The following is a 20,974-nucleotide window of genomic DNA, read 5'->3' on the forward strand; positions in this document are numbered from 1 at the left end:
CCTGGACGCTGCCGGGTACCGGAACCATTGAAACACAGGCGTTGGGCAAGCGCGGGGCGCGAAATGTTCCAAACACCACATTCAAACACTTTGTTGCAGGGCTCACAGCGTGCTCACAGGCGACACAGGCGTTGTCAGCACTGGCCTGATGGGGCAATCAACCCGCCTTCGGACTTGCTGGGGTCGTGGGCGTGGCGGGCTCCGGTGCGGATGGCTGCGCGGGCGCGCTGTTGTCGTCCTGCTTTCCGTCCGGCGCGCCACCATCCTTGTCCGGCACCTCACCGTCGTGGATCAGGTAGTTGCGCCGCTGCAGGTATGAATCGCGCAGGAACGAATAGCGGTCCAGCGCCGCCGCCTCGATCAGGCTCGACGCGCCAAGCAATTGCGCGCGCGTGTCGATCACGCGGACGGTTTGCAGGCCCAAGCCGGCATACCAGGGCGAGATATAGGTGGTCGGATCCGAGAAGCGGTCCACGATCATGCCTGCGGTATCCCGCACGCTGCTCGGCCCGAACAGCGGCAGCACCAGGTACGGCCCCGCAGGCACACCCCACACGCCCATGGTCTGGCCGAAGTCTTCCTTGTACTTCGGCAGGCCGGCCGGCGTGGCGATGTCGATCAGCCCCCCGATGCCGAGCACACTGTTGATCGCCACGCGCATCGTGTCCTCGGCCGCGCGCGACGGCTTGCCTTGCAGCAGATTATTCGCCGCGGAGTAGACGTCACTGACATTCGAGAAGAAATTGCCGACCGCAATTTGCACCGGGGTCGGCGTGTAGTCCGAATAGACCGTGGCCACCGGCTTCAGTGCATAGGTGTCGAGCTTCTCGTTGAACGTGCTGACGCCGCGGTTGAACGGCTCGAGCGGATCCGCGGGATTCGCGTTCGGGCCCGTTGCGCAACCCGCCAGGGCAAGCGCCGCCAGCGATGCAACGGCCAGGCGCTGCAAGACCATCATTTGCCGCTCCCGCCAGTACCGGGCGCTGCAGGCAGCGCTCCGGCACCCGAGCCTGACGAGGTCGATCCGCCACCAGCGCCGGCATCGGCCGCCTTGTTGTAGAGGAACTGGCCGATCAGGTTTTCAAGCACCACCGCCGACTGGGTCATCGTGATCTTGCCGCCCTGCGCCAGCATCGCCGTGTCGCCACCGGCCTCGAGGCCGATGTACTGCTCGCCGAGTAGGCCCGACGTCAGGATCTTGGCCGACGTGTCCTTCGGGAACTGGTAGCGCTTGTCGAGGTTCAGCTCGACCGTGGCCATGTAGTTCTTGTCGTCGAGGCGGATGGATGCGACGCGGCCAACCACCACGCCCGCGCTCTTGATCGGCGCGCGCGGCTTCAGTCCGCCGATGTTGTCGAACTGCGCGGTAACCGTGTAGGTCTCCTGGAACGAGAAGCTGCTCATGTTGCCGGCCTTGAGCGCCAGGAACAGCAGCGCGGCAAAGCCCAGTACCACGAACACCCCTACCCAGTAGTCGAGCGTAGTCTTCTTCATGCGATTCTCTTTCTCATGCGATCGGTGCGGCTGGCCTAGCTGAACATCAGCGCGGTCAGCAGGAAATCCAGTCCCAGCACGGCCAGCGAGGCCAGTACCACGGTACGTGTGGTGGCGCGCGATACGCCCTCCGGGGTCGGCTTGGCTTCGAAACCTTGATACAGCGCGATGAACGTCACGGTGATACCGAAAATAAAGCTCTTGATCACGCCGTTGAGCACATCCGCGCGCACATCGACGCCGTTCTGCATCTGCGACCAGAATGCGCCGGCGTCCACACCAATCAGTTGCACGCCGACCAGGTAGCCACCCAGGACACCCAGGGCGCTGAAGATCGTGGCCAGCACAGGCATGGCGATCACGCCGGCCCAGAAACGCGGTGCGATCACGCGCTGCAACGGGTTCACGGCCATCATCTCCATGGCGCTGAGTTGCTCACCGGCCTTCATCAGACCGATTTCGGCCGTCAGCGACGTGCCAGCGCGGCCGGCGAACAGCAGCGCTGCCACCACCGGCCCCAGCTCGCGCACCAGCGACAGGGCTACCAGAAGGCCCAGCGCCTGCTCCGAACCGAAGCGGTTCAGCGTGTAGTAGCCCTGCAGACCCAGCACGAATCCGACGAACAAACCCGACACCGCGATGATCACGAGCGAAAGGTTGCCGACGAAGAACACCTGGTCGGTCACCAGCCGGAAGCGGCGCAACAGCGCGGGCGAGAGCGCCAGCATCGTCAGGAACATGCGCGTGGCATGACCCAGGCCGCCGACGAACTGGCGTACCGTCGAGCCAATCGAGGTAAAGAAGCCGTTCACTTCGCGCCTCCTACGCCGAAATCATCGGCCAGTGCCGGACCGGCATAGTGGAACGGCACCGGACCGTCCACCTCGGCGTGAACGAACTGGCGCACGAATGGATCATCCGAGCCGCGCATCGCGTCGGGCGTGCCTTCCGCCGCGATACGGCCGTTGGCGATGAAATAGACGTAATCGGCGATCAGGAATGTCTCGTTCACGTCATGCGAGACGATGATCGTGGTCGCGCCGAGCGCGTCGTTGAGATTCCGGATCAGGCTTGCGGTCAGGCCGAGCGAGATCGGGTCGAGGCCGGCGAACGGCTCGTCGTACATCAGTAGCGCGGGGTCCAGCGCTATGGCGCGGGCTAGCGCCACGCGTCGCGCCATGCCGCCCGAAATCTGCGCGGGCATGAGGTCGCGTGCGCCGCGCAGCCCTACTGCGTTGAGCTTCATCAGCACCAGATCCCGGATCATCGACTCCGGCAGATCGGTGTGTTCGCGCAGCGGAAATGCAACGTTGTCGAATACCGACAAGTCAGTGAACAGCGCGCCAAACTGGAACAACATTCCCATCTGTCGCCGGACCGCATACAGGCCCTTCTGGTCCATGGCGTCGATGTCGGCACCGTTGAAAGTGACGCTGCCGCGCTGCGGGCGCACCATGCCGCCGATAAGGCGCATGACCGTGGTCTTGCCACAGCCGGAGCCACCCATGACGGCCACCACCTTCCCGCGCGGAAAGCGCATGGAAAGGCCGGAGAGGATTGGCTTGTCGCCAGCCGCGTATGCAAAATCGACATCCGCGAGTTCGACGACATTCGGGCCAGCAAATACTTGGCCAGAAGGGTTCGGCACAGTAGCGGTCACATTGTCACCGTTTTTGGACAGTCCGCCATTATAAGGGCTAGTACCTACCCAGCGCCGGTTCCAAATGGTGACCGCACTGTTCCGGAAACGATAACAATCGTTAAGAGAAGTATCTTCGCTCGGCAGAAGACATTTCAGGGATCGCCGTGTTGCCCTGTCTGACGCAGGATGGCCTGCCACTGGGTCGATTCGGAGCGGATGGCCGTGGCGAATGCCTCAGGCGAGTCCTGCATCGGCGTGAGGCCCGCGGCAAGCATCCGGGCGCGCACTTCGCGCTCTTCGGTGACGTTGTCGAGTTCATTCGCCAGCCTGGCCACGATCGCCCGCGGCGTCTTCGCCGGCACCATCACGCCATACCACGCGGCGGCGGCATAGCCTTCGATGCCCGACTCCTGCAGCGTTGGCACCTGCGGCGCAAGCGGCGAACGCGCCACACCGGTCACGGCGATCATGCGCAGCGCGCCCGAGCGAATGTGTTGCTGGATCGATACGTACGAGCAAAAGCAGGCGCTGATGCGACCGGCCAGCATTTCCTGCACCACGGCACTCTCGCCCTTGGCCGTTACCAGCGGGACCGCATTCGGGAGCCCCCGCACGGCGTACTCGGCATAGAGGTGAGATGGACTGCCGGGCTGGCCGTAGCCATAGCTGTAGGAGCCCGGATTCGAGCGTACCGCGGTGGCCCACTGCTGGGGCGTCTGCATGGGCAGGCGGCCGTCAATGACCAGGAACAGCGGCATTGTCGCCACACGGCCCACCGGCACGAAGTCTCGAATGACATCGTATGGCACAGGCTCCAGACCGGGCTGGATCAGTATGTTGGCCTGATGGAACAGCAACGTGTGGCCATCGGAGCTTGCCTTCGCCACCACATCGCCAGCCATGGTGCCCGAGGCTCCGGGACGATTGTCGACCTCGATCGGCACGCCGAGCCGAGCCGACAGCCGCTCGGCCAGCAGCCGCGCGACGGCGTCAGACACACCGCCCGCAGGAAACGGAACGATCATCCTGATAGGACGTGCCGGAAATGACACCGGACGACTCATCTCCGAACGACCGGCGCTGGGAATGCTTGCCAGCTGCGCGATGGCGGGCGGTTGCGCGAGAGCCGTCGCCGTGCTCGCGGCACAGGCAACCAGGCCCCACGATATGGCGCTCCGCGGCCCGCACCGCAGAACTGCCAGGATGGCAGCAAGTTTTGGCAACTTCGCTATACCTCGCCAAAGTCGCCTCGATTTGCGCACTTCGGACATCAATTTCCTCCGGTCCGCCACACAAGGCGACGGCTCCAAATCGGCTGAAAGGGATTCGAGGCAGTTTCTTCGTTATCGTTTCGGGCCATTGTAGAGACATGCTCCCGGCCAGCACAGACCACGTAAACGCTGTCCGGGAGGACCCCAATGTGAGCCCATTTATAATCGCTGGATGCCTGAAATCGTCCTGCGGCCATTAGCGGTCGCCGACATGCCCGCCGTGCTCGCCGTCCAGGCGCAGTGCTACGGCGACATGTTGCTCGAATCCTCCGATGCCCTCGCCAGCCGGCTGGCGCTATCCCCCGACACCTGCTGGGCAGCCGCCCTGCCAGATGGCGCGCTGGCGGCGTACCTGTTCACGCACCCCTGGCCCGAAGACGCGCTGCCGCCCCTCGATGGCGTGCTGGCGCGAGACTGGATGCCGGGGGCTGCGCTCACCTGGTTCGTGCATGACATGGCGGTGGCGCCGGTCGGCCGGGGAATGGGCCTGGCGCAACGGCTATACGCGGCGGCCCGCGATGCCGCGCTGGCGGACGGCTTGCTGTCGTCTCGCCTGATCGCCGTGCAGTCGGCGGCCGTGTGGTGGCGCAGGCTTGGGTACGCGACGATCGCCGCTGGCGAGTATGCGGAGAAGCTGGCTGACTACGGTGATGACGCCGTGTTGATGGAGCGTCGGCTTTAGAACGCCCCGCCACGACTCTCAACCCAGCCATAAACAAACCCCCCGCAAGTTCGCACTTGCGGGGGGTTTTGCTTTTGAACCCAACGCTACGGATCAGCGCGGCAGGGTCGAATGGCCCATCAGGAACGCGTCCACCGAGCGGGCAGCCTGGCGGCCTTCGCGGATGGCCCACACCACGAGCGACTGACCACGGCGCACGTCGCCAGCGGCGAACACCTTCGGCACGTTGGTGTAGTAAGCGCGATCGCCTTCGGTCGATGCCTTGGCGTTCTTGCGTGCATCCGTGTCGACACCGAACGCTTCGAGCATCGAGCCGACCGGGTTCGTGAAGCCCATGGCCAACAGCACCAGGTCGGCCTGCAGCACGAACTCGCTGCCCGGCACTTCCTGCATCTTGCCGTCCTTCCATTCGACGCGGCAGGCCTTCAGGGCCTTGACCTTGCCGTTCTCGCCAACCAGTTCCTTGGTGGCCACCGACCAGTCACGCGAGCAGCCTTCGTCGTGCGACGACGACGTGCGCAGCTTGATCGGCCAGTACGGCCACACCAGCGGCTTGTTCTCTTCTTCCGGCGGCTGCGGCAGCAGTTCGAACTGCGTCACCGAGGTTGCGCCGTGGCGGTTCGACGTGCCCACGCAGTCCGAACCCGTATCGCCACCGCCGATCACGATGACGTGCTTGCCTTCGGCACGAATCTCGTTGACGCCATCGCCCGCCACTTCCTTGTTCTGCGGGATCAGGAACTCCAGCGCGTAGTGCACGCCGGCCAGATCGCGGCCCGGCACGGGCAGGTCGCGCGGCACTTCGGCGCCACCGGCCAGTACCACGGCGTCGAACTGCTCCATCAGCGCCTGGGCCGAGATCGTCTCGCGAGCGTAGTTCTTGATGCCGGCCGGCAGCGCGCCGTCGGTCACCATCACGCCAGCGCGGAAGGTCACGCCTTCGGCCTGCATCTGCTCGATGCGGCGGTCGATCAGGGTCTTCTCCATCTTGAAGTCGGGAATGCCGTAGCGGAGCAGGCCGCCGATGCGGTCATTCTTCTCGAACACGGTCACAGCGTGGCCGGCGCGCGCCAGTTGCTGGGCGGCTGCCATGCCGGCGGGTCCCGAACCCACGACAGCGACGGTCTTGCCGGTCTTGTGCGCAGGCACCTGCGGCTGGACCCAGCCCTCTTCCCAGGCCTTGTCGATGATCGCGTGCTCGATCGACTTGATGCCAACCGGCAGCTCGTTGATGCCGAGCGTGCAGGCGGCTTCGCACGGCGCCGGGCAGATGCGGCCCGTGAACTCGGGGAAGTTGTTGGTCTGGTGCAGGACTTCGATCGCCGACTTCCAGTCCTGGCGATACACGAGGTCGTTGAAGTCCGGAATGATGTTGTTGACCGGGCAGCCGTTGTTGCAGAACGGGATACCGCAGTCCATGCAGCGCGCACCCTGAATCTTCGCCTCGCTGTCCGACAGCGCGAACACGAATTCCTTGTAGTGCTTCACGCGCTTGACTACGGGTTCGTAGCCTTCATTCTGGCGCGCAAATTCGAGAAAACCAGTCGCCTTACCCATGTTGCATCCTTGGTCTTGCTTGGCGCGAGGCGGCCGGGCCGGCCTCGCGTGGGGTCAGTATCTTGTCGGCGCCGCGAACCTGGCCGCGGCGCCATCTCGTGGGGCTACCGATCAGGCGGCCACTGCCTCGCGATCGTTGTCGCGCGCGGCCTGTTCCTTCGCGTACATCTCGCCCAGCGCGCGCTTGTACTCGGTCGGGAAGACCTTGACGAACTTGCGGCGTGCCGTGGTCCAGTCCGCCAGCAGCGCCTTGGCGCGCTCCGAACCGGTGTAGCGGAAGTGCTGCTCGATCAGGTTACGCAGGATGACTTCGTCGGCCGTCCGCTCGCCACCGAACTTGTGCCACTGCGCCTTGGGCTGGCCCTTCTCCTGGTCGGCCGAAGCCAGCACTGCCTCGAGCGCCACCATCGACGTGTTGCAGCGCTTGTCGAACAGGCCATCCTCGTCGTAGACGTAGGCCACGCCACCGGACATGCCGGCTGCGAAGTTACGTCCCGTACCACCCAGCACCACGACGGTACCGCCGGTCATGTATTCGCAACCGTGGTCGCCCGTGCCTTCCACGACAGCCGTGGCACCCGAGTTACGCACCGCGAAGCGCTCGCCGCCCACGCCGTTGAAGAAGGCTTCACCAGCGATGGCGCCGTACAGCACCGTGTTGCCGACGATGATGTTGCGGGTCGGATCGCCACGGAACTCGTGCGGAGCGCGCACGATCACGCGGCCGCCCGACAGGCCCTTGCCCACGTAGTCATTAGCGTCACCCACCAGATCCATCGTGATGCCATGTGCCAGGAACGCGGCAAACGACTGGCCGGCGGTGCCCTGGAACTGGATGTGGATCGTGTCGTCGGCCAGGCCTTCGTGGCCGTGCTGCTTGGCGATCACGCCGGACAGCATCGCGCCAACGGTACGGTTCACGTTCTTCACCGGCTGGATGAACGACACGCGTTCGCCCTTGTCGATGGCCGGACGCGCCTTGGCGATCAGCACGTGGTCGAGCGCCTTGCCGGCTTCCGCCGACAGGCCGTGATCCTGCACGTCGGTGTGGTAGCGCGGCACGTCGGCCGGGAACGGCGGCTGGTAGAAGATGCGGCCGAAGTCCAGGCCACGCGCCTTCCAGTGTTCGATACCGGCGCGCATGTCGAGCAGGTCGGCGCGGCCGATCAGTTCGTCGAACGTGCGGATACCCAGTTGCGCCATGATCTCGCGCGCTTCTTCCGCAACGAAGAAGAAGAAGTTCACAACGTGCTCGGGCTTGCCCTGGAATTTCTTGCGCAGCGCCGGATCTTGCGTGGCCACGCCCACCGGGCAGGTGTTCAGATGGCACTTGCGCATCATGATGCAGCCTTCGGCAACCAGCGGCGCGGTAGCAAAACCGAACTCGTCAGCGCCCAGCAGCGCGCCGATCACGACGTCGCGGCCGGTCTTCATCTGACCGTCGGCTTGCACGCGGATACGGTTGCGCAGGCCGTTCAGCATCAGCGTCTGCTGCGTCTCGGCCAGACCCAGTTCCCACGGCGTGCCGGCGTGCTTGATCGACGACAGCGGCGATGCGCCGGTGCCGCCGTCATGGCCGGCGATCACCACGTGATCGGCCTTGGCCTTGGCCACGCCAGCCGCCACGGTACCCACGCCCACTTCGGACACGAGCTTGACCGAGATGTCCGACACCGGGTTCACATTCTTCAGGTCGTGGATCAGCTGTGCCAGATCCTCGATCGAGTAGATGTCGTGGTGCGGCGGCGGCGAGATCAGACCCACACCCGGCACCGAGTAACGCAGCTTGCCGATGTAGTCCGAGACTTTGTGGCCGGGCAGCTGGCCGCCTTCGCCCGGCTTGGCGCCCTGGGCCATCTTGATCTGGATCTGATCGGCCGATGCCAGGTATTCGGCAGTCACGCCGAAACGGCCCGAGGCCACCTGCTTGATCTTCGAGCGCAGCGAATCGCCCGCCTTCAATTCCAGGTCGCGCTCGATCACGCCATCGCCCAGCAGGCCCTTGAGCGTGTCGCCCTGCTTGATGGGGATGCCGCGCAGTTCGTTGCGATAGCGCTTCTCGTCCTCGCCGCCTTCGCCGGTGTTCGACTTGCCGCCGATGCGGTTCATCGCCACGGCCAGCGTCGTGTGGGCTTCAGTCGAGATCGAACCCAGCGACATGGCACCGCTGGCGAAACGCTTGACGATGTCCTTGGCCGACTCCACTTCTTCCAGCGGAATGGCGCGGGCCGGATCGACCTTGAACTCGAACAGGCCACGCAGCGTCATGTGACGGCGGCTCTGGTCGTTGATGATGTTCGCGTATTCCTTGTACGTCTGGTACTGGCCCTTGCCATCGTCGGCGCGCACCGAGTGCTGCAGCTTGGCGATCGAGTCCGGGGTCCACATGTGTTCTTCACCGCGGATACGGAATGCGTATTCGCCGCCGGCTTCGAGCATGTTTTCCAGCACGGGGTTGCTGCCAAACGCGTCGCGATGCAGGCGCAGCGCTTCCTCGGCCACCTCGAAGATGCCGATGCCTTCGACGTTCGACGGCGTACCGTGGAAGTACTTCTGCACCAGTTCGCGCGACAGGCCGATGGCTTCGAAGATCTGGGCGCCCGTGTACGACATGTACGTGGAGATGCCCATCTTCGACATCACCTTGTGCAGGCCCTTGCCGATCGCCTTGACGAAGTTCTTGACAGCCTTTTCCGGCGACAGGTCACCCGACAGGCCCGAGGCCATGTCGGCCAGCGTTTCCATCGCCAGGTACGGGTGCACGGCTTCAGCGCCATAGCCGGCCAGCAGCGCGAAATGGTGCACTTCGCGGGCCGAACCGGTTTCCACGACCAGGCCGGCCGACGTGCGCAGGCCCTTCTCGACCAGGTGGTGGTGAATGGCCGACGTGGCCAGCAGCGCGGGAATGGCCACCTGGCCATCGTCCACGCGACGGTCCGTCACGATCAGGATGTTGTAGCCCGAACGCACCGCATCCACGGCTTCCGCGCACAGCGACGCCAGGCGGGCCTCGATGCCTTCCTTGCCCCACGCCACCGGGTAGCAGATGTTCAGTTCGTACGAACGGAACTTGCCGCCGGTGTAGTGCTCGATGTTGCGGATCTTGGCGATGTCCTTGAAGTCCAGCACGGGCTGGGACACTTCGAGGCGCATCGGCGGGTTGATGTTGTTCAGCTCCAGCAGATTCGGCTTCGGACCGATGAACGACACCAGCGACATCACCATGTTCTCGCGGATCGGGTCGATCGGCGGGTTGGTCACCTGCGCGAAAAGCTGCTTGAAGTAGTTGTAGAGCGTCTTGTTCTTCGACGACAGCACAGCCAGCGGCGAGTCATTGCCCATCGAGCCCGTGGCTTCCTCACCGGCCAGGGCCATCGGGGCCATCAGGAACTTGACGTCTTCCTGCGTGTAGCCGAATGCCTGCTGGCGGTCGAGCAGACGCGCCACCGGCTTCTTCTCGGCGGCTACGTCCTCGGCCTTGGCCTCGAGCTCGTCGAGCTTGATGCGCACGGCGTCGATCCAGCTCTTGTACGGCTTGGCGTTGGCCAGGTTGTCCTTGAGTTCCTTGTCGTCGATGATGCGACCCTGCTCCATGTCGATCAGGAACATCTTGCCCGGCTGCAGACGCCACTTCTGGACGATGCGCGACTCGGGGAACGGCAGCACGCCGGCTTCCGACGCCAGCACGACGAAATCGTCTTCGGTCACGTAGAAGCGGGCCGGACGCAGACCGTTACGGTCCAGCGTCGCGCCGATCTGGCGGCCGTCGGTGAAGCAGATCGCGGCCGGGCCGTCCCACGGCTCCATCATCGCGGCGTGGTACTCGTAGAAGGCACGACGGTTGTCGTCCATCAGCGTGTGTTGTTCCCAAGCTTCCGGGATCATCATCATCATCGCGTGGACGAGCGGGTAACCGGCCATTGTCAGCAGTTCGAGGCAGTTGTCGAACGATGCCGTATCCGATTGGCCCGGGTAGATCAGCGGCCAGAGCTTGGGCAGGTCATCGCCGAGCACCGGCGACGAGATCGCGCCGGTACGCGCGTTCACCCAGTTCACGTTGCCCTTCACCGTGTTGATTTCGCCGTTGTGGGCAACCATGCGGTACGGGTGGGCCAGCTCCCAGGCCGGGAACGTATTGGTCGAGAAGCGCTGGTGGACCAGAGCCAGGGCCGACACGGCGCGGGCGTCCAGCAGGTCCAGGTAGTACTCGCCCACCTGGTTGGCCAGCAGCAGGCCCTTGTACACGACGGTACGGGCCGACATCGACGGCACGAAGTATTCCTTGCCGTGCTTGAGCTTGAGCGCCTGGATGGCGTGGCTGGCGGTCTTGCGGATGACGTAGAGCTTACGTTCCAGCGCGTCCGTGGTCATGATGTCGCGGCCACGACCGATGAAGATCTGGCGGATCACCGGCTCGGTCTTGCGCACGGTCGGGGACATCGGCATGTTCGCGTCCACCGGCACATCACGCCAACCCAGCACGACCTGGCCTTCCAGGCGCACGGTGCGTTCGAGTTCCTGTTCGCAGGCCAGACGCGATGCGTGTTCCTTAGGCAGAAAGATCATGCCCACGCCATATTCGCCGGCGGGCGGCAGGGTCACGCCCTGCTTGGCCATTTCCTCGCGGTAGAACTGATCCGGGATCTGGATCAGGATACCGGCGCCATCGCCCATCAGCGCGTCGGCGCCCACGGCACCCCGGTGGTCCAGGTTCTCGAGGATCTTCAGACCCTGCGAGATGATTTCGTGGGATTTCTTGCCCTTGATGTGAGCCACCATGCCGACGCCGCAGGCATCGTGCTCGTTGGACGGGTCATACAGGCCCTGAGCCTGCGGGCGGGCGGCGAGTTCGGAGGATTGTTGCGAGTGGTCCACGGGCTGAATTCCGGTGAAGGCTGCGCAGCCAGCAAGGCAGACCGAACGGGATGGCTGTGTACGTGCTTCTTCGAGCGACGATGTCAGACAGCGGGACCGCAGCGGCGTACACGAGCGTGACGCGCCGCACAATGACTGTGGGTGGAGCAACTATAAAAGAATCGTCCGAGCCCTTGCAAAAAAATTAAATGGGGTCAGAGCACATTAAATTTCTCACCATCTCGGCGCACAATTTAATTGGGGACATATTATTTATGGGGCACAAATGCATCATGTTGGTGCGCTGTCGAAATCCTCTGTATCGCCCGGGCGTTCGCTCTCGGACTCGGTGGATTTCCGGGGGCGTCCTTTCGGCAGCGGATGAATGCGTCGCGTGGCATGACGCTCGAGCTGCGCCAGGAAAGCATCGTCGCCTAACGGCCAGCCACTGTGCGCATGTTTCTGCAACGTCGCCAGCGTTTTGCCAGACAGCCCTTCCAGCGCCAGCGCACGGTAATTGGACTGCCGCTCGAATGGCGTATTGCCAAGCTCCCAGTAAATAGAGTGATCACTCACAAGCGGGCTCGCCTCGATGCCGATGTGATGACGATAGCTGCTCCAGCGATCCGCCTCTAGTGTTGCTGTATCGCCCGCGCGCATGGCGTTGGACTCTACGTAGAGCATGGCCGGCAGCAGCCAGGCGCCTGGCTCGATCACGGCCGAACGGAAGCGCCCTTCCCAAAGGGTGCCGGTACGGCTGGCCGCTCGGTTGAAATGGCGCGCGTAGCGACGGCCGACGGCTTGCATCGTCAGGCTCAGCGAGTCAGCACCCTTGGGCGTGGCAACCAGGTGGATATGGTTCGGACGCAGAACGTAGGCGTGGACCGCGACGTCATGCTCGCGCGCGGCCATGCGCAGGCAGTCGAGGTAATGCAGATAGTCGTCCGGGCCCAGAAACACGGGCTGACGATTGTTGCCGCGTTGCAACACGAGGGCCGGCAGGCCGGCGGGAGAGAAGCGGGGAAGACGAGCCATCGAACATCCTGCTGAAACGATGGCGCAATGATACGCGGATCTGTCCCCGTTTATTGGTGGGCGCTAATTGCCCACCCGCTGCCTGCCTAGTTGCTCTCGCTGACGGCGAAAACCCGCCGGTGCTCGCGGATGGCGTACCGGTCAGTCATGCCCGCGATGTAATGCGCGATCAGGCGAGGCTGGTCCGCCCCGTGGCCTGCCTGATATTGCGGCGGCAACAGGCGGGAATCCTGCATAAAGGCCGTGAACAGGTCCGAGATGATCCGCTGGGCCTTGGCCGACATCCGCATCACCAGATAGTGGCGGTACAGGTGCCGGAACAGGAAGCGCTTGAGGGCTGCGGCTTCCTCGTGCACCTTGGGACTGAAGGACACCAGCGGGCCAGCCGCGCGCACCGCGTCGATAGATTTCGGATTGGCGGTGGCAATGTTGCGGCTCGTGGTCTCGATCAGGTCGACGATCAGCGTATTGATCATGCGCCGAACGGTCTCGTTGATTGCCCGGCGCCCATTGATCTCCGGGAACGCCTCGGCCACTTCGGCACGGTGGCGACCCCACATGGGCACCTCGTCGAGCTGCTCCAGGGTCAGCAACCCCGATCGCAGGCCATCGTCGATATCGTGATTGTTGTAGGCGATCTCATCCGCCAGGTTGGCCAGTTGGGCCTCGAGCGACGGCTGCGTGCCCTGCAGGAAGCGGCGTCCCAGCTCGCCGAGCCCCGCCGCGTTGACACGCGAGCAGTGCTTGAGAATCCCTTCGCGCGTCTCGAAGGTCAGGTTCAGGCCATTGAAGCCGCCGTAGCGCTCTTCCAGTTCGTCCACCACCAGCAGGCTTTGCAGGTTGTGCTCGAATCCGCCGTGGTTCTTCATACAGCCATTCAGCGCGTCCTGCCCGGCATGGCCGAACGGTGTGTGGCCGAGATCGTGGGCCAGCGAGATCGCCTCGACCAGATCCTCGTTGAGGCGCAGGTTGCGCGCGATCGACCGCGCGATCTGCGCGACTTCCAGGCTATGGGTCAGCCGCGTCCGAAACAGATCGCCCTCGTGATTCACGAAAACCTGGGTCTTGTACTCGAGCCGCCGGAACGCGGTACTGTGGATCACACGGTCGCGGTCGCGCTGAAACTCGCTGCGGGAGGACGAGGCCGGCTCCGCGTGCACCCGTCCGCGGGTCTGCGCGGAGTGGGCGGCGTACGGAGCAAGGTGGGCTTCAAGGTCGGTCGACAGGGCGGTCATGCGGCAATCCGTTATCCGTTACAGGGTCAGGGCTGCGAGGCATAACCGTTCGCTCAGGCGACCGGGGCCTCGGTGGGAGGTTTCAATATCGCGTGACGCAGCGTCTCGCGCAGGTCCGCGTCCGGCACGGTGGTGATGAAGGCAGAACCCAGCTTGCGCAGCAGGATGAACTTGATGCTGCCCGCTTCGGCCTTCTTGTCCACCTTCATCAACTCGATATAGCGATCGATACCCAGATCCGGCGCCACCACCGGCAGCATCGCCGCCTGCGTCAGCGTGCGAATGCGGGCGCGCGTCTCGACGTCGATAAAACCGAGCCGATGCGAGAGGTCCGCGGCCATCACCATGCCACAGCCCACGGCCTCGCCATGCAGCCATTCGCCATAGCCCATGCCAGCTTCGATCGCGTGACCAAACGTATGGCCGAAATTGAGAATCGCGCGCAAGCCGCCTTCGCGTTCGTCCTGGGCCACCACGGACGCCTTGATCTCGCAGGAGCGTCGCACCGCTTCGGCCATCAGGCCGGTGTCGCAGGCGTTCAGCCCGGCGATATGGTCCTCGATCCAAGCGAAGTAGTCGGCGTCGGCGATTGCCCCGTGCTTGATGACCTCGGCCATGCCCGCCGCCAGTTCGCGCGGGGGCAACGTGCGCAGCGTGTCAATGTCGGCGATCACCGCGTTGGGCTGGTGGAACGCGCCGATCATGTTCTTGCCGAGCGGATGATTGATGCCGGTCTTGCCGCCCACCGACGAATCGACTTGCGCCAGCAACGTGGTCGGCATCTGCACGAACGGCACGCCACGCATGTAGCATGCGGCGGCAAACCCGGTCATGTCTCCCACCACCCCGCCGCCCAGCGCGATCAGCGTGGTCTTGCGGTCGGCCCCTGCCTGGAGCAGCGCATCGAAAATCAGGTTCAGCGTTTCCCAGTGCTTGAAGCGCTCGCCGTCCGGCAGCACCACGGTGCGCACGGTCTTGCCAAGGCCGGCAAGCACAGCTTCGACGCGCGCCGCGTACAGCGGGCCCACGGTCTCGTTGGTGACAATGACGGCATGCTGGCCGCGTACATGCGGGGCCAGCAGGTCGGCGCGGTCCAGCAGGCCGCTGCCAATGTGGATCGGGTAACTACGCGTCCCGAGATCGACTTCAAGCGTGATCATGAATGGGTGTCCTGCGCCGGCGGCCCACCATCCTCGGCAGATTCGGGCACGATTTCCGCGGGCGGAAACACAAAGCCGGCCATTTCAAGTTGCATAAGAACCATATTAGCAAGCTGCGCCACGGTCGGCTTGCCGGTTTCGATAATGAAGTCCGCCACCTCGCGATAGAGCGGATCGCGCTCGGCATAGAGTGCCTCGAGGCGACCCTTCGGATCCTCCGTCTGCAGGAGCGGTCGGTTACGGTCATGCCGCGTGCGCAGCCACAGATCGTGCGGGCTGGCGCGCAGATAGACCACAGTGCCATTGGCCTTCAACGCCGCGCGGTTGACCTCGCGGAGCACCGCGCCGCCGCCTGTGGCCAGAACGATGCCACTGCGCCCGGTCAGCTCGGCAATCACCTGGGCCTCGCGATCGCGGAACCCCGCTTCGCCCTCATGCTCGAAAATTATCGGAATTCGTACGCCGCAGCGCGCCTCAAGTTCATGATCGGAATCGAAGAACGGATAGTTGAGACGACGGGCCACGGTGCGGCCGACGGTGGTCTTGCCGGCGCCCATCAGGCCAACAAAGAAGATATTCGGGCGATTGGCTGTCACTGGACTGAGGTCTTGCACGATAAGGCGGCGGGCACCCGCGTCAGGCCGGGAACCCGCAAGGGGCGTGATGCATACGCCATTGTGCATCATCCCGCCGCGCTGGTCCTGGCCGACCCTCAGAGCCGCCAACGTTGCCGCCAAATAGAAAAAGGCCGCGTCGTTTTGCGACGCGGCCTGCCAGTCTACTGCATCCGGGCCCCCTGCTGCACCCGGCCGGCGTTATTTGAGCGACACGTTATCGTTCAGGACACGCGGCGTCAGGAACACCAGCAGTTCGGTCCGGTTGTTGACCTTGGCGTTGTTCTTGAAGAAGTTGCCAAGCACCGGGAGGTCGCCCAGCCAAGGTACCTTGTTCACGGTATTGGACTCTTCCTGGCTATAGATACCGCCGATTACGACCGTGCCGCCGTTCTCCACCAGCACCTGCGTCTGCACGTGCTTGGTGTCGATGGCGAAGCCGTTGTCCGTTCGGATACCGACGCTGTCCTTGTTCACGTCGACGTCCAGCAGCACATTGCCTTCCGGCGTGATCTGCGGCGTGACTTCAAGCTTCAGGTTGGCCTTGCGGAACTGCACCGAGGTCGCGCCGCTTGAGGTGGCCGACTGGTACGGCAGTTCGGTACCCTGCTCGATCAGTGCCTTGATGTTGTTGGCCGTCACGACGCGCGGGCTCGAGATGATCTTGCCCTTGCCGTCGGCTTCCAGTGCGGACAGTTCCAGATCCAGGAATCGGCCCGCGGCGGCGTTGAAGATACTGAATGCCGCCGTAGCCGGGTTCACGCTGTTGATGGCTGCCGCCGGCAGGCTCAGTGCCGGGGTACCGTCGTTCGTGGCATTCGGCAGCGAGTTACCGTAGTTGCTGCTCAGCGAGCTGCCGGACTTCGGCAACGCAAAGCCGAGCTTCACACCGAGGTTCCGGCTGAAGGTATCGCTAGCCTCAACGATGCGTGCCTCGATGATCACCTGCCGAACCGGGATATCGATCTTCTGCAGGAAGATCTGCACTTCCTCCAGCTTGCTCGATACATCGGACACGAACAGCTGGTTCGTGCGGGGATCCGCCGTCAGCGAACCGCGTTTGGACAGCATCCGCGTCGCGCCCATCATGCCTGCTGCGCCACCAACCGGCACCGGCATCGCACCTGCCGCCCCGGCAGTGCCTGTAACCATGCCGAGCAGCATCTTGCGAACGTCGTCGGCACGCTGGTAGTTGAGCTGGAACACCTGGCTGCGGATCGGCTCGAGTTCGTTGATCTGCTGCATCGCCTCGAGTTCAAGCTTCTCCTTGGTCGCCAGTTCCGCCTTGGGCGCCACCCACAGCACATTGCCGTTGCGGCGCGAGGCCAGGCCCTTCGAATCCATCACAATCTGCAGCGCCTGGTCCCACGGCACATCCTTCAGGCGCAGCGTCAGGTTGCCCTGGACCGTGTCGCTCGTGATGATGTTCAGGTTCGTGAAGTCGGCGAACACCTGCAGCAGCGAGCGGATGTCGATGTTCTGGAAGTTCAGGGATAGCCGCTCGCCGCGGAAGCCTTGGCCCGCGATCAGCTTGTTCGGGTCATCCTTGACCTGCCGCACCTCCACCACGAACTGGTTGTCCGTCTGGTACGAGCTGTACTCCCAGTTGCCACGCGGCTCGATCGTCAGTTTCGCGCTGCCATTGGCATCGCTCGCGCGCATGCTCTGGATTGGCGTGCCGAAATCGGTCACATCGAAGCGGCGGCGCAGATCCGCCGGCACCGACGTGCCCATGAAGTCGACCACGAGGTTCTGGCCCTGCTGCGCGATGTTGATGCCTGAATCACGCGACGAGAGATCCACCACCACACGCCCGGCGCCATCGCCCCCGCGACGGAAATCGATGTTCCGAATCGACGGACGATTCGCTGCCATCGCCGATGTCGGCACCGTCGTCGCCGGCGCGAACGTCGGCACCGCGCCGGTCGCGGCCTGCTGGACGTTGTCCAGCATCACCACGAACTGGTTGCCACGCACCTCGGTGCGATATGTTGTCGACCGGCTCAGGTTCAGCACCACGCGTGTGCGGTCCCCAATCTGCATCACGTTGGCGCTCTTGAGCACCTTGCCGCCGTACTCGTACTGGGCGCGCCCCGCCGCGAAGCCCGTGTCGAAGAAGTCGATCGCGATCTTCGCCGGATTCTGCGTGGTGAAGTCCGCTGGTTTCTGCGCCAATGGTCCCTGCAGATCGACCGTAAATACGGTCTGCTCGCCAAGCACGTTGGCTTCCATCTGCTTGACCTGGTTGTTCTGCGCCAGCGCCGCCGAAGAGGCGAGCACCAGCACCATCGTTGCCGCGCCCGCGAGCGCCTTGACCCATCGTGCCGTGATCATGCCGATGCCTCCAGCTTCAGGCTGGTCATTTTCTCTTTCCACTCTGAGACCCCTTCCCGGACCAATTCGCGCAGCACGATCTCCTGATCGGTGATGCGGACCACCCGGCCATAGTTCTGGCCGAGATACTGACCCACCTTTACGTGATGGATCTTGTTATCTACGCGTACGACACCGTAGGTCTCGCCGTTCTTCTTCAGCATCCCGAGCATCTTGAAGTTCTCCAACGGATAGTCTTCAAGGGGCTCGTGCCGCCGTCCGGCCTCCGGCGACTCCGACATCGCCTTGTTCAACTCACCGATCTTCGTCTGCGCGAAGGGCTCGGGAGATTTGGTGCCTGCATACTGGCGCGGCTCGTAGGGCTTGACCTCGGGCAAGGGTTCGGGCGGCGGCACCTTTGCCGCGCGCGTCTGCGCCATCCATTGCTGGAGGTGTTCATCCTCGCCTGCACCGCAGCCGGCCAGGGCGACAACGGCCAATGCCGCAACCGCCACTGCGCGCAGTGCCATGGGAGGGCGTCGGGTCAGGCGGCTCACTTGGCACCTCCCTTGGCCTTCTTCGCGGCGTCCGCGGCTGCCTTGCGCTGCGCGGCCTGCTCGTCGGGATCCAATGCACGGTAGGCCATGGCGACGGCTTCCATTGATAGCGTGCCGTCCTTGCTCACCGACATGTTCAGGTTCCCCATCGAAACAATCCGCGAGAGTGCCGCCACGTCGGCGTTAAAGAGCGCGACATCGTGGTAGCGGCCCGTCACTTTCAGGTTGACCGGGATTTCGGCGTAGTACGCCTTGATCGTGGCTGGCTGAGGCTTGAACAGTTCGAACTGCAGTCCGCGCGCCACGCCTGCGTGGTTTACATCGGCCAGCAGCGCATCCATCTCGGTGCTGTTCGGCAGTTGGTGCTCGGCAAGCGCCACGCGCTTTTCAACCTCGGCCTTCTGCGCGACCAGCGCGTCGAGGTTCGCAACCTGCGCCACCTTGGTCTGGAACTGCTGCTTCAGCGTTTCCTGCTCGGCCCGCTTGCGGTCCAACTCGTCGCTCTTGTCGCTCCAGTAGAACTGCCAGCCGAGCGCCAGCACGATGGCGGCGGCAAGCGCGGAGAAGGCCACGCGCGGCGCCGTCGGCCAGGTCTCCGGCTCGTTCAGGTTCAGGCCACGGAACTGCGCGGTCAGGTCCTGCAGGGAGATTTCGGTATTGAGCGCCATGATCAGACCTTTCGACCAGCGGGCGTGCCCGCGGCGTCGGAGGCGCCCTTTTTCTTGTCGCCCGGGACTTCCGGCGCGCGATAGGAAAAGCGCATCGAGAATTCGAACAACCGGCGCTGTTCGCGCAGGTTGTTGGTCATGTTGATGGCCTTGGACTCCACCAGATCCGCCTGGTCGAGCCAGGTCACCTGGCTGATGTTGCGCAACAGCTCGGACACCCGCTCGTTGGACTGCGCCACGCCAGACATCACGAACTTGTCACCGGTCTGCTTGAGGCTGGACAGGTAGACGCCTTCCGGCACCTGACGCACAAGTTCCTCGAGCAGTTGCACGGGCAGGTTTCGCTGCGCCTGCAGGCTCTCGATCGCGCGTTGGCGATCCAGCAGTGCCTCGATGTCCTTCTTCAGCGAGTTGACCCTGCTGATCGTCGCATCCATGCTGGCGTTTTCCGTCTTCAGCACCTGATTGCGTGCCGCGACGGCATCGATCTGCGAGTCGATATAGAAGCCGCCGATCAGAACCACGAGCGCCCCCGCGCCCGCTGCTCCGCCCAGCATCGTGTAGACCTTCTTCCGCCGGGCCGCCTTGCGCGCCTCGTGATACGGCAGCAGGTTGACCGACGGAATGGAATTCGTCGTCGTGGACATGCTTGCCCCCCGGTGGGTTATTGCAAACCGCGCAGCGCCAGTCCCGCACTGACGATGTACGCAGGCAGGTCACGCTGGAGATAGCGCTCGTTGACCTTGCCTGCGGTCATCATGTTTGCGAAAGGATTGGCCAGCGTCGTCGTGATCTGTGTCTGTTGCTGGATAGCCGCCTGCACGCCGAGCAGGGACGCATGTCCGCCCGAAAGCAGGATCTCGTCCACACGGCCAAGGCTGGAACTGGCGATGAAGTTGCCGATGGCGCCCTGCACTTCCATGGCCAGCGCCTCGAGCGACGGCTTGAGCAGTTGCGCGCGCCACGACTCCGGCAGCGTGTTCTTGCGCTTCTTGATTTCGGCCTTGAGCGCATCGAGCGTGAACATGCGCGCGGCGCTCTGGGTGAGCTGATCGCCGTAGCTGTTCAGTGGCTGCTCGTACAGTTCCTTCCAGCCCTGGTAGAAGATCGCCTTGGAGCGGCTACCGCCAAGATGGACGACCGCCACAACCGGGAGGTCCTTGGCATCGGCTTCCGAGAGACCTTCTGGCACGCCGAGCATCTGCACGATCGAGCGTTGAACGGCGTACTCTTCGACGTCCATCACCTGAGGCTTCAGGCCAGCCATCTCGGCGGCCGTCACGCGCTCCTGCACGCGATCGCTATTGGCGGCCGTGACACGCACGCCGATGCCGCCTTCGGTTTCGCTGGGACCAATCACCGCAAAGTCGAAGTTGACCGCCTGCGAAGGCGGATAGAGGCGGTGCGCCTCGGATTCGACCTGGGAATAGAGTTCGTCTTCCGAGAGATTGTCCGGAAGACTGACCGTCTGGGACTCCGTCAGCATGGACGGCACGCCGAGCACGACTTCCTTCGTGCGGATGCCAGCCTTGCCGAGCGCGCGCTTCAGCGCGATACCCACGGCCTCGATGTTGACCACGTTGCCATCGGCAACGGCGTTGCGATCCAGCAATTCGCTGGCGCATTTTTCCAGCCTGAAGTCGTTTCTGCCTGCCCCGACGGACAGCTCCACGACCTTGACGCTAGACGACCCAATATCTACGCCGACCGTAGTCCGGCGTAGAAGACCCGACAAGATGCCCCGTCGCAAGGTGACCCCCTGACATTTGAACTCGCCCACGGCATGTCTGCTCTAACGGTGCGAGCCAGTTTCTTTGGATGAAACGTTTTGCTCTTTTATGGTCGACGATTCTTACAAAATCCAAGGGCGCTGGCAATGTGCCGGTTTAACC

At 63.8% G+C, this 20,974-nt stretch carries 17 protein-coding genes; 1 reads left to right on the plus strand and 16 read right to left on the minus strand.

Translation table 11 applies throughout. The features are described 5' to 3' along the window. Positions 1-157: 157 nt before the first annotated feature. From WD006_RS24050 to WD006_RS24070, 5 genes are all read right to left on the minus strand, one after another. Positions 158-958, minus strand: a complete 801-nt coding sequence (locus tag WD006_RS24050; protein ID WP_011517728.1) for an MlaA family lipoprotein — start codon at positions 956-958, stop codon at positions 158-160. Further along, entirely contained in the window at positions 955-1,494 is a 540-nt protein-coding gene (gene mlaD, locus WD006_RS24055) for an outer membrane lipid asymmetry maintenance protein MlaD (protein ID WP_011517729.1), read from the minus strand. Before mlaD ends, WD006_RS24050 begins: the two co-directional genes overlap by 4 nt. A gap of 35 nt (positions 1,495-1,529) precedes the next feature. Beyond that, positions 1,530-2,306 (minus strand): lipid asymmetry maintenance ABC transporter permease subunit MlaE, encoded by a 777-nt coding sequence (mlaE, locus tag WD006_RS24060; RefSeq protein ID WP_011517730.1) that lies wholly within the window; start codon positions 2,304-2,306, stop codon positions 1,530-1,532. After that, positions 2,303-3,154: an ABC transporter ATP-binding protein gene (locus WD006_RS24065; RefSeq protein ID WP_011517731.1), complete on the minus strand. Its 852-nt coding sequence runs from the start codon at positions 3,152-3,154 to the stop codon at positions 2,303-2,305. Before WD006_RS24065 ends, mlaE begins: the two co-directional genes overlap by 4 nt. A 134-nt stretch (positions 3,155-3,288) precedes the next feature. Further along, positions 3,289-4,407 carry a tripartite tricarboxylate transporter substrate binding protein gene (locus WD006_RS24070; protein WP_011517732.1) on the minus strand — a complete coding sequence of 373 codons (1,119 nt, stop codon included), beginning with the start codon at positions 4,405-4,407 and terminating at the stop codon, positions 3,289-3,291. Between the two features lie 172 nt (positions 4,408-4,579). On the opposite strand from WD006_RS24070, the gene WD006_RS24075 reads away from it, so the two are divergent. Beyond that, entirely contained in the window at positions 4,580-5,089 is a 510-nt protein-coding gene (locus WD006_RS24075) for a GNAT family N-acetyltransferase (protein WP_011517733.1), read from the plus strand. Positions 5,090-5,182: 93 nt separating this feature from the next. On the opposite strand, the gene WD006_RS24080 is transcribed toward WD006_RS24075, so the two are convergent. From WD006_RS24080 to pilM, 11 genes are all read right to left on the minus strand, one after another. After that, on the minus strand, positions 5,183-6,646 hold the full coding sequence (locus tag WD006_RS24080) for a glutamate synthase subunit beta (RefSeq protein ID WP_011517734.1): 1,464 nt from the start codon (positions 6,644-6,646) through the stop codon (positions 5,183-5,185). A 111-nt stretch (positions 6,647-6,757) separates the two neighbouring features. After that, positions 6,758-11,425, minus strand: a complete 4,668-nt coding sequence (locus WD006_RS24085; RefSeq protein WP_224446166.1) for a glutamate synthase-related protein — start codon at positions 11,423-11,425, stop codon at positions 6,758-6,760. Positions 11,426-11,791: 366 nt separating this feature from the next. After that, positions 11,792-12,535 (minus strand): transposase, encoded by a 744-nt coding sequence (locus WD006_RS24090; RefSeq protein ID WP_011517736.1) that lies wholly within the window; start codon positions 12,533-12,535, stop codon positions 11,792-11,794. Between the two features lie 86 nt (positions 12,536-12,621). Then, a complete protein-coding gene (locus WD006_RS24095) occupies positions 12,622-13,770 on the minus strand; it encodes a deoxyguanosinetriphosphate triphosphohydrolase (protein WP_011517737.1) in 1,149 nt (382 codons plus the stop codon). Positions 13,771-13,823: 53 nt separating this feature from the next. Further along, positions 13,824-14,930, minus strand: coding sequence for a 3-dehydroquinate synthase (gene aroB, locus WD006_RS24100; protein ID WP_011517738.1), 1,107 nt, complete (start codon positions 14,928-14,930; stop codon positions 13,824-13,826). After that, positions 14,927-15,526, minus strand: coding sequence for a shikimate kinase (locus WD006_RS24105; protein ID WP_035821309.1), 600 nt, complete (start codon positions 15,524-15,526; stop codon positions 14,927-14,929). Before WD006_RS24105 ends, aroB begins: the two co-directional genes overlap by 4 nt. Positions 15,527-15,745: 219 nt before the next feature. After that, on the minus strand, positions 15,746-17,878 hold the full coding sequence (pilQ, locus tag WD006_RS24110) for a type IV pilus secretin PilQ (RefSeq protein WP_011517740.1): 2,133 nt from the start codon (positions 17,876-17,878) through the stop codon (positions 15,746-15,748). Next, positions 17,875-18,387, minus strand: coding sequence for a pilus assembly protein PilP (locus WD006_RS24115; RefSeq protein WP_008643012.1), 513 nt, complete (start codon positions 18,385-18,387; stop codon positions 17,875-17,877). The genes pilQ and WD006_RS24115 overlap by 4 nt, the downstream gene beginning before the upstream one ends. A gap of 23 nt (positions 18,388-18,410) precedes the next feature. After that, positions 18,411-19,082 carry a type 4a pilus biogenesis protein PilO gene (locus WD006_RS24120; protein WP_011517742.1) on the minus strand — a complete coding sequence of 224 codons (672 nt, stop codon included), beginning with the start codon at positions 19,080-19,082 and terminating at the stop codon, positions 18,411-18,413. A 2-nt stretch (positions 19,083-19,084) separates the two neighbouring features. Continuing rightward, on the minus strand, positions 19,085-19,729 hold the full coding sequence (locus tag WD006_RS24125) for a PilN domain-containing protein (RefSeq protein WP_011517743.1): 645 nt from the start codon (positions 19,727-19,729) through the stop codon (positions 19,085-19,087). 17 nt (positions 19,730-19,746) lie between these two features. Further along, positions 19,747-20,817 (minus strand): type IV pilus assembly protein PilM, encoded by a 1,071-nt coding sequence (pilM, locus tag WD006_RS24130; protein ID WP_029308627.1) that lies wholly within the window; start codon positions 20,815-20,817, stop codon positions 19,747-19,749. Positions 20,818-20,974 lie beyond the last annotated feature (157 nt).

This window comes from Cupriavidus sp. Met-2, from assembly GCF_049843575.1.
Classification (GTDB): Bacteria; Pseudomonadota; Gammaproteobacteria; order Burkholderiales; family Burkholderiaceae; genus Cupriavidus; species Cupriavidus metallidurans.